Origin of the sequence: Planktotalea sp., assembly GCF_018607995.1 — a bacterium.
In the GTDB taxonomy this organism is placed as follows: Bacteria; Pseudomonadota; Alphaproteobacteria; order Rhodobacterales; family Rhodobacteraceae; genus Planktotalea.
Genome location: NZ_JABBAL010000023.1, coordinates 228504 through 243112, shown reverse-complemented (window position 1 = coordinate 243112; position 14609 = coordinate 228504). Strand labels below are relative to the sequence as shown.

Genomic DNA, 14609 nt, shown 5'->3' with positions numbered 1-14609 from the left:
CAAGTCAATCCTTGACTCATTCCGTTCTCATTGCAATCGTGTCTTTACCAAATGGTAAAAAAGTGACCGATCGACCAGATCGGCAAACTCTATAGGGGATATGTCATGGCCGCACCGGGTGAGAATCTGAAAATCGATGCGGATCGTTTGTGGGATAGCTTGACGGAGATGGCCAAGATCGGTCCTGGTGTGGCCGGCGGCAACAATCGCCAAACGCTAACTGATGAAGATGCTGAAGGGCGCGCCTTGTTTCAAAGTTGGTGCGAAGATGTGGGTTGCACTATGGGCCTTGATAGCATGGGCAATATGTTTGCTGAACTCGCCGGTGCGGACCCAGAGGCTTTGCCGGTTTACGTAGGTTCGCACCTTGATACGCAGCCAACGGGTGGCAAGTACGATGGCGTTTTGGGCGTGCTTGGTGGCTTGGAAATTCTGCGCACAATGAAGGATCTTGGGATCAAGACCAAACATCCGATTGTTGTGACCAACTGGACCAATGAAGAGGGTACGCGCTACGCCCCTGCGATGCTCGCCTCTGGAGTATTCGCCGGTGTGCATACGGAAGACTGGGCGAATGAGCGGTTGGATGCGGATGGGCTGAGTTTTGGCTCAGAGCTGGAGCGCATCGGTTGGAAAGGTGACGAACCCGTGGGTGCGCGCAAAGACAAAATGCATGCGTTTTTCGAGTTGCATATCGAACAAGGCCCTATCCTAGAGGCGGAGGGCAAGGATATTGGCGTCGTCACGCATGGCCAAGGGCTAAGTTGGACGCAGGTGACCGTAACGGGCAAAGACTCTCACACAGGATCCACGCCAATGCCGATGCGCAAGAATGCAGGACTTGGCATGGCGCGCATTTTGGAAAAAGTGGATCAGATCGCTTGGTCGCATAAACCCCATGCGGTTGGTGCAGCTGGGCATATTGATGTGTATCCCAATTCGCGCAATGTGATCCCCGGTAAGGTGGTGTTCACCGTTGATTTCCGTTCCCCCGACTTAGCAGTGATAGAAGACATGGAAGCGCGCTTGCGCGTCGATGCGCACGCAATTTGTGATGAGATGGACTTAAGCGTTGAATTCGAAAAGGTTGGTGGCTTTGATCCTGTGACCTTTGATGAGAATTGCGTTTCAGCAGTGCGCTCTGCGGCCGAACGGCTTGGCTATTCGCACATGAACCTGATTTCAGGGGCAGGACATGATGCGTGCTGGATCAACAAATGTGCTCCGACTGCGATGGTGATGTGTCCCTGCGTTGATGGGCTTTCGCACAATGAAGCCGAATTGATTTCCAAAGATTGGGCGAGTGCGGGAACAGATGTGTTGATGCATGCAGTTTTGGAAACAGCGCAGATTGTAGAGTGAGAAGGGGGTCAGTCCCCATCGCACAAGCGCGATTCTCACGAAGTTTAGTGGCAAGATGAAGACGATAAGGAAGGCGATTTGAGATGAACACGAAAGTTATCAAAGGTGGCATGGTCTGTACGGCGGATCGCACGTGGAAAGCGGATGTGTTGATCGAAGGTGAGGTCATCAAGCAGATTGGTGAGGACCTGAAGGGAGATGAATATATAGATGCGGAGGGGGCTTATGTAATCCCAGGTGGCATTGATCCACATACGCATCTTGAGATGCCTTTCATGGGAACCACTGCCGCTGAGACATTTGAAACAGGGACTTGGGCCGCTGCGACGGGCGGCACGACGATGATCGTTGATTTTTGCTTACCGGGTGAAGATGGAGATCTGAAAAACGCGATCAATGAATGGCACCGTAAGTCCGCACCGCAGATTTGCTCGGATGTTGGCTATCACATGGCAATCACCGGTTGGGACGAGGGTGTGTTCAACGGCATGAAAGATGCAGTTGATATGGGTGTGAACAGCTTCAAGCATTTCATGGCTTATAAAGGGGCATTGATGATTGAGGACGATGAGATGTTTGCGTCCTTCAAGCGCTGTCGCGAGTTAGGCGCTTTGCCGATGGTACATGCGGAAAATGGCGATCTGGTTGCCGAGATGCAGCAGAAATACTTTGACGAGGGCATAACAGGGCCAGAGGGGCACGCCTATTCGCGCCCCCCTGAGTTTGAAGGCGAAGCTGCGAACCGTGCGATTACGATTGCTGATTGTGCTGGTACGCCACTCTACATCGTACACGTTTCCTGTGAGCAAGCCCATGAAGCGATCCGCCGTGCGCGTCAAAAAGGGATGCGCGTTTATGGCGAGCCATTGATACAATTTCTGACATTGGACGAAAGCGTCTACTTCTCTGAGGATTGGGACCATGCCGCGCGGCGTGTTATGTCGCCGCCGTTCCGCAATAAGGAGCATCAAGATAGCCTTTGGGCGGGTCTTCAGTCCGGATCGTTGCAAGTGGTCGCGACGGATCATGCAGCCTTTACCACTGAACAGAAACGCGCTGGCCGCGATGATTTTCGCATTATCCCTAATGGCTCAAATGGTTTGGAGGAACGCTTGGCGGTGCTTTGGACCGAAGGCGTTGAGACAGGCCGCCTGACACCGAACGAGTTTGTGGCTGCCACCTCGACCAATGTGGCGAAGATCCTCAATATCTATCCTAAAAAGGGCGCGATAGTTGAGGGCGCGGATGCGGACATCGTTGTGTGGGATCCGAAAATTTCCAAGACGATTAGCCCTGCAAATCACCATTCCATTCTCGATTACAACGTCTTTGAAGGGTTCGAGGTGAAGGCCCAAGCGCGCTATACGCTGAACCGAGGTGAGGTCATTTGGGCTTGGGGACAAAATTCGCAGCCAAATCCGGGACGTGGTCGTTTCATTCCGCGCCCTGCTTTCGCGGCACCCAATGTTGCGCTGAGCAAATGGAAAGAGTTGAATTCCCCCAAGATGATCAAACGCGATCCTATGAATATTCCGGCGGGAATTTAAAAGCAAGGTCAAGCACTTGAGTAACAACAAAATCATCAGCGCTAAAGACCTTAGCCTGACCTTTCAAACCAATGACGGCCCTGTGCATGCGCTCAAGGACGTGTCGCTCGATATTGAGAAAGGTGATTTTGTCAGCTTCATCGGCCCGTCGGGATGTGGCAAAACCACGTTCCTGCGGGTGATGGCGGACTTGGAACAGCCCACCGCTGGCAGCATCACAATGAACGGCGTGCGCCCTGAAGAGGCGCGGCGCGCACGCGCATATGGCTATGTATTTCAAGCAGCAGGGCTGTATCCGTGGCGCACGATTGGCGGGAATATTCGCTTGCCGCTCGAAATTATGGGGTACGATAAAGCCGACCAAGTGGAGCGCGTGAAGCGTGTTCTGGAGCTGGTCGAACTCGATGGATTTGAGAAGAAATTCCCATGGCAGCTTTCTGGTGGCATGCAACAGCGCGCTTCTATTGCGCGCGCACTGGCGTTTGACGCGGATATCCTGTTGATGGACGAACCGTTTGGTGCGCTTGATGAAATTGTGCGCGATCATCTGAACGAGCAACTCTTGCAACTGTGGGATCGAACCGAAAAAACCATCGCTTTCGTGACCCACTCCATCCCTGAAGCCGTCTATCTCAGCACCAAGATTGTCGTCATGTCTCCGAGACCGGGGCGTATCGCGGATGTGATCGAAAGCACGCTTCCCAGGGAACGCCCTCTTGAAATTCGCGACAGCCCTGAGTTTATTGAAATCGCACACCGTGTACGTGAAGGCTTACGCGCAGGACACAGCGATGAGTGATCTTGCGATCAGACACGCGACGCGCGAAGACACACCTACGCTTGGTGCAATTGTCTATGCATGGGAACAACGCACGCAGTGGATGCACAGCGCAAACGATGCTGTGGAAATTGGCCGCTTCATCGAGACGGCTTTTGATGAACGCATAATTCTCGTCGCAGGTGATCCTGTGAGTGGCTATCTCGCCTTTGATCCAAAGCGGCAACGCATCGGCGGGCTTTACGCAAATGCCCCGGGCCACGGGATTGGCAAGGCGTTGATGAACAAGATCAAAGAGGGTCGCGACTACTTATGGCTTAACACCCATGAGCCTAATCTCGCGGCGCAGAAGTTCTACAAACGCGAAGGGTTTGTTGAAGTCTCGAACGAGGGTGCGGAGCCATCTAACAACGTGCCTGAACTGCGCATGGAGTGGCGCAGATGAGGACGCTTTTGCCAGTGCTCACGGTTGTGGCGGCGATCATTGTGCTTTGGTACGGGGCAGCGGTTTGGCTCAACACGCCTTGGGCCTACGATAAAGCGCAGCGCGCAGGGGTAGAGTTGAGCACCAGCGAGTTGATTGCCGATACATGGTCGCAGAAGAAACCCAAGCTTCCTGCACCCCATCAGGTTACGCGTGAGATTTGGAAAACCACTGTAGAGAAGAAAATCACCTCCAAACGCTCCTTGATTTACCATTCTTGGGTCACACTAAGCGCGACACTTCTGGGTTTTGCGCTGGGCACTGTACTTGGGATCGCGCTGGCCGTCGGCATCGTGTTCAACCGCACAATGGATATGAGCGTGATGCCTTGGGTCATCACGTCACAGACTATTCCCATTCTCGCGATTGCGCCGATGATTATCGTTGTTTTGAACGCGGTTGGTATCTCTGGTCTGCTGCCGAAAGCGATCATTTCGATGTATTTGTCTTTCTTTCCAGTGGTCGTTGGCATGGTCAAAGGGCTGCGCGCGCCCGATCATATGCAGCTCGATCAAATGCGTACATGGAACGCTTCTGGTGCGCAAACATTCTGGCGTTTGCGCCTACCGTCTTCGATGCCATATCTCTTTACGTCGCTTAAGATCGCGATGGCCGCAGCGATCGTTGGTGCGATCGTTGGTGAGCTTCCGACAGGCGCTGTTGCAGGTCTTGGCGCGCGTCTGCTGGCGGGCAGTTACTATGGTCAAACCATCCAGATCTGGAGCGCTTTGCTCGTTGCAGCTGCCCTTGCCGCCAGCCTTGTGGCCATCATTGGTCTTATCCAGCGCATCGTGTTGAACCGCATGGGGATGGCGCAATGAGTTGGCTGATCGCAGGTGCGCTCATTTGGGCATTGGGTTGGTACATCAACGTGCGTCTCGCCGCTTTGCCGAAATCGCGCACAACGTCGCTCTTGGTGCCGATCATTTTTGGGGTGACTTTGCTCATCATATGGGAATGCGTTGTGCGAGGTTTGCAGATCCAGCAAGTCTTATTACCCGCACCCTCCGTGATCGCTGCTCGCTTTGCGGCCTCGACCTCAATCCTGTGGCAGGACTGGGTGCAAACCGTATTAAAGGGGATGATGAGCGGTTACATCATTGGCTGTTTGGCCGCGTTCGCGACAGCATTGGCGGTAGATCGCTTCGACTTCCTCAAGCGTGGATTGCTCCCTGTTGGCAACTTTGCCGCAGCTCTTCCGATTATCGGCATGGCGCCAATCCTCGTGATGTGGTTCGGCTTTGACTGGCACTCCAAAGCGGCTGTTGTTGTCGTGATGATTTTCTTCCCAATCCTGGTGAATACGGTGCAAGGTTTGGCCGCGAGTGATGCAATGCAACGCGATCTGATGCGGACCTATGCGGCGAGTTATTGGAAAACCCTGTTTAAACTGCGCATACCGATGGCCTTGCCCTTCATCTTTAATGGCCTCAAGATCGCAACCACGCTGGCGCTGATCGGAGCAATCGTTGCGGAATTCTTTGGCTCGCCTATTCGTGGCATGGGCTTTCGCATTTCCACCAGTGTTGGGCAATTGGCACTCGATCTGGTCTGGGCAGAGATCGTCGTCGCAGCCATCACAGGCTCAGTTCTTTACGGAGCCGTTGCCCTGCTCGAACGCAAATGGACGTTTTGGCACCCGTCACAAAGAAATTAAAAATAATAAACCAACCAGCAAGGAGAGAGAGATGACACAATTTACCAAATGGATCAGCGCCGCTGCACTGGGTGCAATGGCAAGCATGGCGCAAGCCGCTGATGACTTGACGCTGCAGCTCAAGTGGGTCACGCAAGCGCAGTTCGGCGGATATTACGTCGCGCTTGATAAAGGCTTCTACGAAGAGGAAGGCCTCAACGTCACCATTAAGCCAGGCGGCCCAGATATCGCGCCAACGCAAGTTCTTGCAGGCGGTGGTGCGGACGTCACCGTGGAGTGGATGCCAGCGGCCCTCGCGGCGCGTGAAAAGGGCCTGCCGATGGTCAACATCGCACAGCCGTTTAAGTCCTCTGGCATGATGCTGACGTGCCGCAAAGATGCGGGCATCACCAGTACGGATGATTTCGCAGGCAAAACGCTTGGCGTTTGGTTCTTCGGGAACGAATTTCCTTTCCTCAGCTGGATGAGCAAACTTGGCCTCGGCACCGAGGGCGGAGATGCTGGCGTGACTGTGCTCAAGCAGGGTTTCAATGTGGATCCGTTGCTACAAAAGCAAGCTGCTTGTGTGTCGACAATGACCTACAACGAATATTGGCAGGTTATTGATGCTGGTTTAACGCCAGACGATTTGATGGTGTTCAAGTACGAAGATCAGGGCGTTGCGACGCTTGAGGATGGTCTTTACGTCCTTGAAGATGCGCTCGCAGATCCCGCGATGGAAGACAAGCTCGTGCGCTTTGTGCGCGCGTCGATGAAGGGTTGGAAGTACGCAGAAGCGAACCCGGATGAGGCAGCAGATATCGTACTTGAGAACGATGCATCTGGCGCACAAACCGAAGAGCACCAGCAGCGCATGATGCGCGAAATTGCCAAGCTGACGTCAGGTTCTAACGGTGCCTTGGTTGAAGCCGATTATGAGCGCACAGTGCAAAGCTTGCTTTCTGGTGGGTCCGATCCAGTGATCACTAAAGCTCCTGAGGGCGCATGGACACATGCGATCACAGACAAAGCGCTGAACTAAAATCTATCGCCAGAAATTAGAGAAGGCCGCTCGAAAGGGCGGCCTTTTTTATTTTCGTATTCAGTGGGTTAGTTTAGATCAAAGTCGCAATAATCGCGCGAAGCTGCTCGATCCCGTCGCCTTTTTCTGAGGATGTGATAACCATCTCTGGGAAGGCGGCTGGGTGTTTAGCCAATTCTCCACGCACTTGGTTCAAGACCTTTTCGCGGTCCACCAGTTTTACTTTATCAGCTTTTGTCAAAACGCATTGGAAGGTGACGGCGCTGCTGTCCAACAGGGTCATGATCTCGTGATCCACTGCCTTCACACCGTGACGCGCATCGATCAAAACAAACGCGCGGCGCAGGGTTTGGCGACCTGAAAGATACTGCTTGAGCAGACGTTGCCATTTCTCAACCACCGGCAAAGGTGCGTTCGCGTAGCCATAGCCGGGCAGGTCAACGAGGTAGTGGCTCTCCCCTGCGGTGAAGAAGTTAATCTCCTGCGTGCGGCCAGGCGTATTGGAGGCGCGCGCGAGGGCCTTGTGGCCTGTCAGCGCGTTGATCAGAGTTGACTTACCGACGTTGGAACGGCCTGCAAAGCAGACCTCCATCCGGTCCGCATCTGGCAAGCCAGACATGGCAACAACGCCTTTGACGAATTCGGTTTGGCCGGCGAACAGCAAGCGACCCTTTTCATGCGAAAAGTCATCAGGATCTTCGGCGATTGGAAATGGAAGTTGGCTCATATCAATTCTGCCTTGCTGCCGATGAGGATTTCGCCACCTTGGATAACTTCTGCGCGTACCGAAAAGTCGCGGTGTCCAAAGCTGTCTAGCGCAGACACTACGTCAGCGTCGGGCAAGCCCGTTTCAGGGTTGGTGTTGGTCGCAGGACAGCGATCCGTGCGTTCGGTGGGACGCAGAATGGCGTCGCCAATCTTGACGTCACGCCCCATCCATTTGAATTCTTGCCACTCTGGCAGATCATCAAGCCAGATGTTCCCGCGCCAACGCAGTGGGGAAATCTCCATGCCTAACTGACGCTCTACCGCGCGGTGTGACGCAATATTGCACAGGGTAACGGATGGAAAATCGCTATCTGTCATACCCCGATTGGGCACTTTAACGAAGTGCTTCGATTGCGCGCGATTACTTGGCATGATGGGGCGCACCCAATTCAGGAAAGGTGCTGGATCGCTATCAGGATTAAACGTGATGTCACCAAGATTAGGGTGGTCTAACGTCACCAAGCCGCTGTCATCGTCCAAACGCGCGCGCATGGCCATCAATTTTGGAACTTTGCTCACGCGATTGAAGTTGGCGCAAGGCACCCACTCTGAACCATCTGCTTTTGATTGCTCATGAGCGACGGCCCAAACACGATCGCCAGGCATGGTTTGCCCGGCGATTAACGTTGTTGATGTGACTTCTTCACGACCATGACTTTTGATCGGATGACGCCAAAGGGAGGTGACGGTGCCCATCACTCTTCCTTGGGTTTGCGTTTAAAGCCGGCCCTGATGTTGCCAAACACATCCGGTTTCACCCCTTGGCTGCGCATAATCAAATACTGCTGCGTGAAGGTGATCGTGTTGTTGGCAATCCAGTAGACCACAAGTCCGCTCGCGAAGGTGCCCAGCATGAACATGAAGACCCAAGGCATCCAAGCGAAGATCATCGCTTGCGTTGGATCTGTGGGCGCTGGGTTCAGCTTTTGCTGCATCCACATGGAAATACCCAAAAGGATGGGCAAGATACCAAGCGAGAAGATTGCAAGGATGGAGCCTGCTTCTGGTGGCGTAAAGCTAAGCAAGCCAAATAGGTTCAAGATCGAAGAGGGGTCCGGCGCGGAGAGGTCTTTGATCCAACCGATCCAAGGCGCGTGTCGCAACTCAAGCGTGACGAAAATCACCTTGTAGAGCGAGAAGAAAATCGGGATCTGCACCAGGATCGGCAAACAGCCAGAGGCCGGATTGACCTTTTCCTTCTTGTACATCGCCATCATGTCTTGCTGGAGCTTCTGCTTGTCGTCGCCCGAGTTCTCTTTGATCTTTTCCATCTGTGGCTGAAGTGCTTTCATCTTCGCCATAGACACGTTGGATTTGTACGCGAGAGGGAACAGGATCAATTTGATCAAGAATGTCAGACCAATAATCGCCCAACCCATGTTGCCGATCATTGCGTTTAGATAATGGAGAACCGCGAAAATCGGCTTGGTCAGGAAGAAGAACCAACCCCAATCAATGCTGTCGATGAAGCCTTCAACGCCGGACTTTTCATAGTCGCGAATGGTCGCCCACTCTTTTGCACCGGCGAAAAGCTGCGTTGTCGCACTTGCTGTCGCACCGGGCGCAAGCTTTTGCGTCGGAAGCACGGCTTCGGTCTGGTAGATATCGCGGCGGTCGTCATATTTTGCTGTCGATTTGAACGCGCCGGGAGCTGGGATAAGCGTGGTCATCCAATATTGGTCTGTGAAACCGACCCAGCCCTGCTCGGCCACTTGGGTGACTTCTGCGCGCGCGCCCTCATTGGGGTTAATGTCGAAATCTGGCATGTCGGAATAGTCGATTTCCGTCAGCTCTCCATCAGACATCGCGACAACGCCTTCGTGCAGGATGAAGAAATTCTTAAGGTTCTGCGGTTCGCCATGACGCGCGAGAATGCCGTAGGGCGCAAGGCTCACCGTGCCAGCTCCTGTGTTTTCAACGCTTTGAGTAACGGAGAACATAAAGTTCTCATCGATAGAGATGGTGCGGGTGAATTGTAAATCGTTGCCATTGTCCCATGTCAGGGTCACGGGCGCGTCGACGCTCAGGTCGCTACTGCTCTGTGCGCTCCAAACCGTGTTGGGGCCGGGCACTTGTTCAAAGGCCAAACCTGCGCCGGGTGCCCAACCATAAAGCGCATAGTAGGGGCTATTCTCGCCTACGGGTGTCAAAAGGTCCACGATTGGCGCGTCATCGTCGAGCGAGACACGGTAATCCTTCAACGCGAGTTGATCGATGCGACCGCCGAGTAACGAGATCGAGCCTTTCAGGCGTCCTGTCTCGATGGCAATGCGCGGCACATCTTGCGTAGGCTCTTCGGCTTGAGCGGCAGCGGTGTTTACGCCTGCATCCGCGTCATCACCTGAAACGGTTGGTAGAACGGCGTCGCCTTCGGCACTGATCACAGCGTTGGGATCTGCTGGTGTCGGCTCTGGTGGTGGGAACAGGACGAACCACACTAGAATTACGATGAAACTCAGCGCTGTCGCGAGTATCAGGTTTTTGTTTTGATCATCCATGAAACAGGGCCGCCTCGAGTAAACCGCGTTAAGACTGCGTTCAACGATGTGTGCCGCCAAAGGTCAAGTGGATTCGCCTGATATCCTGTGTATCTGCGGCGTTCGACCGTGCCAAATTTTCCCTTTAGCTGGTTTTACGCCCAATTTGCGGTGTGCTGACGTGTTTGGATTGAAAGTTCACGATCCAGTCTTATTTCTGCCGGAACGGCATAGGTTTCGCGATGCCAAAGCCCTGCGCACAGCGACACCTGAGTTGCGCGAGACTGGATTGCTCGCCCAAAGTTTCAACTCCTTCAGCAAGGCAAGTCAGATCCAAGCGTTCTGCCATCATCAAAATCGTTGCCACCATCTTTTGCTATTCCGCATCAAAATTTGCTTTTGCCATGAAAGAACGATCAATTTTCAAGCGGTGCACGGGCAAACGGCGCAGCGTGGAGATGGAGGAATGGCCAGTGCCAAATCATCTAGGTCGATCTGGCAGCCAAGCTCTGACAATCGCGTGACATTGCGTAAAATCATATCGTCAGCTTCGCCCGCAATGACACTTTCAAGAACCTCTATGCACAGGCGATTAGGTTCGATCCCGAAGTGATCCAAGTACCAAGCTATTTTTTCAAAATACCGAGGGTTAGAGAGATCACTCTCGGAAAAGTTGACGCCAATGTTGTCGATGTTCAGGCCGCGCTCGTCCCATTTCTTGAGGCTGAGTAGACTTTGCGTAAGAATGCTGTCAGTCAATCGCTCCATCTGGCCCGCGTTTTCCAAAGCGGGCAGAATCGTTGCGGGAGAAAACGAATTTCCCGCATTGTCACGCCAGCGTGCCAAAGCCTCAAACCCGCCGATATGGCCAGTGTCTGTTGAGATTTGTGGCTGGAACCAAGCAAATAGATTTGTTTCGATGTCGCCGTTTAGATCGGCCAAGTTGGGGGATGCTTTTTGTGGCGGTTTGCGCCTTGTCGTAGAACCAAATGCGCGTACTGAATCTGGTCCGTTCAAAACTGCCTCTGCAAGTGCGCTGTGGCTTTGCGGCAATAAAGTATGGGCACTTTTGAAGGGCTTTTGCGCAAGCGTAAAGCCGGTGCAGCTGGTCAAATACAAGCGATCATCTTCAAAAAAAATGGGTCGTCCAAAACCGCCTGAAAACGGTCCGTCTGTTTGATCGCCACTTCAAGCGTCAGGTTTTTGCCCGGCGTACTCGCGATCGTCCAATGCAAAGGGCCGCTTTGAAATACGACGTCCTTGCTGCGCAGGCATTTCGCATAGCGAAGTTGCAAGCGATTTTGAACTTCGTGAAGCTGCGAGGAGCCAAGTCGGCGCGCGATATCATTAGCTTCATCAATCTCGATACCGAACAACGCAAAATGTTCATCCGATTTCGCGGAAAAGAGCATGTCATTAATACATATCTCAAGCTGTTCCTTCGCAGCTGCAAGCCCGTCTGACTGATCTGTTTCTGCTTGTTGCGCGTGTGTTTTGGATCCGCTGTAGAACGTAAAGAAGATCGGTGCAGTCAGCGCAAATATGATCAAACCCGTTTCTCCAAGCGCCCAAAAAACAAGGAGACAAATTGTCGGCAAGGCTGCGAAGTAAAACGAACGGCGTAGCGTGTTTGGCAATCGTTTTGAAACGGGAAGTGTCAGATCTGAAACTGGTATGTGTCGTCCTAGTGTGAGAAGCGGTCTCGCGAAGTATGAGATCGTCATCGCAAGTCTGGCGCGACATTTCGTTAACACGTGCAGCGATTCAATTTTGCATTTTCGACAGTTTCTAACGAGATCTGTTAAACCTGTGTGCAGGCAGGGGTGTTCATTACAGTTTTGTGCAAATTCGCAGGGTCTCCTTGCATTGACACCCCCATGAAATCCGCTCAAGGCTGGACGTGAAGCAACTCATTTCGAAAGGCGCAAGCCCATGTCTATTCCACAAACTGGCGGTGGTCCGATTGAACGTCATGAGCAGTTGGCTGAACATCTCGCCGAAGGCTGTCGGCCCAAATCAGAGTGGCGCATTGGCACGGAGCATGAGAAATTTGGCTATCTGACGGACACTCTTGCACCACTTCCATTTGAAGGTGAACGCTCTATCGTTGCGGTTCTAGAAGGTCTTCGCGATCGCCATGGCTGGGCCGAGGTGCGCGAAGGTGGGCATTTGATTGGGCTTGAGAAAGACGGCGCGAATGTCTCTCTGGAACCGGGCGGCGCGTTGGAACTGTCAGGTGCGCCTTTGGAAACGATTCACGAGACATGCGATGAGGTAAACCAGCACCTGCGCGAAGTGCGCGAGATTTCTGACGAGATTGGTGTTGGCTTCATCGGTCTTGGTGCGGCCCCTGAGTGGAGCCATGAAGAGATGCCGTTGATGCCCAAAGGGCGTTACAAGTTGATGAACAATTACATGGAAGAAGTCGGCACCATGGGAACCGCTATGATGCGCCGCACATGTACTGTTCAGGTGAACCTCGACTTCGGGTCAGAGGCCGACATGGTTCAAAAGATGCGCGTGGCTTTGGCGTTACAGCCTGTCGCGACCGCGCTTTTCGCCAATTCGCCGTTTTTTGAGGGCAAGATCAACAATCACAAAAGCTGGCGTGGCAATATCTGGCGCAATCTTGATGAAGCGCGTACGGGCATGTTGCCTTTTGTCTTTGACGAAGGGTTCGGGTTCGAGGCTTGGGTACAATATGTGCTCGATGTGCCGATGTATTTTGTCTACCGCGATGGTAAATATATCAATGCTTTGGGCATGTCGTTTCGTGATTTCATGAGGGGCGAATTGCCCGCGCTACCCGGTGAAACGCCTTCCATGAGCGATTGGGCGGATCACCTCACCACAGTCTTTCCAGAAGCACGTGTAAAGAAATTCATTGAAATGCGCGGCGCGGATGGTGGGCCTTGGCGCCGTCTTTGTGCGTTGCCTGCGTTCTGGGTGGGGTTGACCTATGATCAAACATCGCTCGATGCCGCGTGGGATTTGGTAAAAGGTTGGGATGCAGAAACGCGTGATGCTTTGCGTGTCGCAGCGTCCGTGGATGGTTTGCAAGCGAAGGTGAACGGCATCAGTATGCACGAGCTTGCGCGCGAAGTTGTTGCGATCTCTGAGGCTGGATTAAAAGCGCGCGCACGTCCGGGCGCGGGTGGCATGGTGCCCAATGAGACGCATTTCTTACATGCTTTGCACGAAAGCTTGGAAAGCGTGCAGGTGCCTGCGGATGAGCTTTTGGAAAAGTATCACGGGGAATGGGGGGGCGATCTGAGCAAGATTTATGCGGATTATAGCTACTGACCATATTGAGCGTATAGCGCACGCGCTTGTTTGAGCGCTTTCGCCTCTGGCGAGAGTTTAAGGGCAAGATGAATGTCGGGGTCGCTTTGCATAAAGCCAATAGCTGATCCCCATCCCAAGCGCGATTGCGACGAGCGCGTGTTGCGCTTCTGGTGACAGGATCGCGAGAAGAAAGCCAGTGGCGAGGGGGCCACAGGCGGCTCCAAGATCGCGCCATGCTTGCATACGTGCGAGCGGGCCGATGACATCGTTTGCTTCGCTTGTGGATTGCGCGATCACAGCTGGGCCGAGGGACGCGAGAGCCCCGCGAAATATGAGCATGATCAGCGCGCCAAGCACGGTCCAGCCGATGGCTACAAAGATAAATCCAAGCATTGTAAGGCTTGCGGTACCTATGAAAACCTTGCTCGCCCCGAGCTTGTCGGCGATCCAGCCAAATATAGGGGCTGCAACGGCTTCACCAAAGTGGCGCATGGCAAGGAGCGCGCTGCCGCTCATCACCGCGTTGGCAACAGAGGTTTCGCGCGCGAAAATGAGGGTGATTGTAATGGCGAAGACTCCATCAACACCGTAGCCTTGCAAGAAAAACAGAATGTCGATGGGCTTGGGTCGTGGGAGCGCGCTTGAGGATTTGGGTTTTGGTTTGGTTGTCGCGTCATGCGGGAGTCTAAGTGCGAGGGGCAGCGCAAGCGCGGTCACAATTGCGATCAGCATAAAAGCCATGTTTGGGCCTACCCGTCCCACAAGCCATGCGCCAGCCAGTAGCGCGAGCATTGGGCCAGAGCGTTGGATCGCCTGGCTGATCCCGATGCGCGTGCCTGCGCTTTTTCGACTGGTGACGGCGTAAGACAGTGTCGCGAGGATCAGAATGCCGTAGGTCAGACCCCATAGAATGCGCGCAAACAGAATGACCGCGGGCCCTTGCCCGCAACCATAGATCGCTGTGGAGAAGGTTGCCGTGATCGCAGCGATTATGCACATTTTACGCGGACCCAGTAAGGCTGTGACCTGTGCAATAGCACCATAGGCAAACACTCGTACAAAGCGATTGGCAGACAGCATCACGCCAACCCAAGGCAGTGTTAGGCCAAAATCAGCCGCGTAAACCGGCAAAACCGCATAGAGCAACGCATCCCCAAGCAAGGCCAATGACATAATCGCAGACGACGCAATGATGTTGGACCAATTGCTGTCTTTATAGGGTGCCAACTG

General features: G+C 53.5%; 15 protein-coding genes. 8 read left to right on the top strand and 7 right to left on the bottom strand.

Features of this window, described 5'->3' with window-relative positions:
• Positions 1-105 precede the first annotated feature (105 nt).
• The 7 genes from QZ280_RS09680 to QZ280_RS09650 all read left to right on the top strand — a co-directional run bounded on the left by QZ280_RS09680 (position 106) and on the right by QZ280_RS09650 (position 6849).
• Positions 106-1362 carry a Zn-dependent hydrolase gene (locus QZ280_RS09680; protein WP_293443222.1) on the top strand — a complete coding sequence of 419 codons (1257 nt, stop codon included), beginning with the start codon at positions 106-108 and terminating at the stop codon, positions 1360-1362.
• Positions 1363-1445: 83 nt separating this feature from the next.
• Entirely contained in the window at positions 1446-2909 is a 1464-nt protein-coding gene (hydA, locus tag QZ280_RS09675; RefSeq protein WP_293443219.1) for a dihydropyrimidinase, read from the top strand.
• Positions 2910-2925: 16 nt separating this feature from the next.
• Positions 2926-3708 carry an ABC transporter ATP-binding protein gene (locus QZ280_RS09670; protein ID WP_293443216.1) on the top strand — a complete coding sequence of 261 codons (783 nt, stop codon included), beginning with the start codon at positions 2926-2928 and terminating at the stop codon, positions 3706-3708.
• Complete coding sequence (locus QZ280_RS09665) at positions 3701-4132, top strand: GNAT family N-acetyltransferase (RefSeq protein WP_293443213.1); 432 nt, start codon at positions 3701-3703, stop codon at positions 4130-4132. Before QZ280_RS09670 ends, QZ280_RS09665 begins: the two co-directional genes overlap by 8 nt.
• Positions 4129-4992 carry an ABC transporter permease gene (locus QZ280_RS09660; protein WP_293443210.1) on the top strand — a complete coding sequence of 288 codons (864 nt, stop codon included), beginning with the start codon at positions 4129-4131 and terminating at the stop codon, positions 4990-4992. Before QZ280_RS09665 ends, QZ280_RS09660 begins: the two co-directional genes overlap by 4 nt.
• Complete coding sequence (locus QZ280_RS09655) at positions 4989-5828, top strand: ABC transporter permease (protein ID WP_293443207.1); 840 nt, start codon at positions 4989-4991, stop codon at positions 5826-5828. Before QZ280_RS09660 ends, QZ280_RS09655 begins: the two co-directional genes overlap by 4 nt.
• Before the next feature lie 31 nt (positions 5829-5859).
• Positions 5860-6849 carry an ABC transporter substrate-binding protein gene (locus QZ280_RS09650; protein ID WP_293443204.1) on the top strand — a complete coding sequence of 330 codons (990 nt, stop codon included), beginning with the start codon at positions 5860-5862 and terminating at the stop codon, positions 6847-6849.
• Between the two features lie 73 nt (positions 6850-6922).
• On the opposite strand, the gene yihA is transcribed toward QZ280_RS09650, so the two are convergent.
• The 6 genes from yihA to QZ280_RS09625 all read right to left on the bottom strand — a co-directional run bounded on the left by yihA (position 6923) and on the right by QZ280_RS09625 (position 11644).
• Entirely contained in the window at positions 6923-7576 is a 654-nt protein-coding gene (gene yihA, locus QZ280_RS09645; RefSeq protein ID WP_293443201.1) for a ribosome biogenesis GTP-binding protein YihA/YsxC, read from the bottom strand.
• Positions 7573-8313, bottom strand: coding sequence for an MOSC N-terminal beta barrel domain-containing protein (locus QZ280_RS09640; protein WP_293443198.1), 741 nt, complete (start codon positions 8311-8313; stop codon positions 7573-7575). The genes yihA and QZ280_RS09640 overlap by 4 nt, the downstream gene beginning before the upstream one ends.
• Complete coding sequence (yidC, locus tag QZ280_RS09635) at positions 8313-10115, bottom strand: membrane protein insertase YidC (RefSeq protein ID WP_293443195.1); 1803 nt, start codon at positions 10113-10115, stop codon at positions 8313-8315. The genes QZ280_RS09640 and yidC overlap by 1 nt, the downstream gene beginning before the upstream one ends.
• 190 nt (positions 10116-10305) lie before the next feature.
• Positions 10306-10464: an EAL domain-containing protein gene (locus QZ280_RS16340; RefSeq protein WP_365734493.1), complete on the bottom strand. Its 159-nt coding sequence runs from the start codon at positions 10462-10464 to the stop codon at positions 10306-10308.
• A gap of 53 nt (positions 10465-10517) precedes the next feature.
• Complete coding sequence (locus QZ280_RS09630; RefSeq protein ID WP_293443192.1) at positions 10518-11036, bottom strand: EAL domain-containing protein; 519 nt, start codon at positions 11034-11036, stop codon at positions 10518-10520.
• A gap of 167 nt (positions 11037-11203) precedes the next feature.
• Positions 11204-11644, bottom strand: a complete 441-nt coding sequence (locus QZ280_RS09625) for a hypothetical protein (RefSeq protein ID WP_293443189.1) — start codon at positions 11642-11644, stop codon at positions 11204-11206.
• 382 nt (positions 11645-12026) lie between these two features.
• Between QZ280_RS09625 and QZ280_RS09620 the strand changes: the two genes are divergently transcribed.
• The gene (locus QZ280_RS09620) at positions 12027-13397 is read left to right on the top strand and encodes a glutamate--cysteine ligase (protein WP_293443186.1); all 1371 of its coding nucleotides are present in this window, start codon (positions 12027-12029) and stop codon (positions 13395-13397) included.
• Between the two features lie 57 nt (positions 13398-13454).
• Here QZ280_RS09620 and QZ280_RS09615 read toward each other — a convergent pair whose 3' ends face one another.
• On the bottom strand, positions 13455-14606 hold the full coding sequence (locus QZ280_RS09615; RefSeq protein WP_293443183.1) for an MFS transporter: 1152 nt from the start codon (positions 14604-14606) through the stop codon (positions 13455-13457).
• Between the last annotated feature and the right edge of the window lie 3 nt (positions 14607-14609).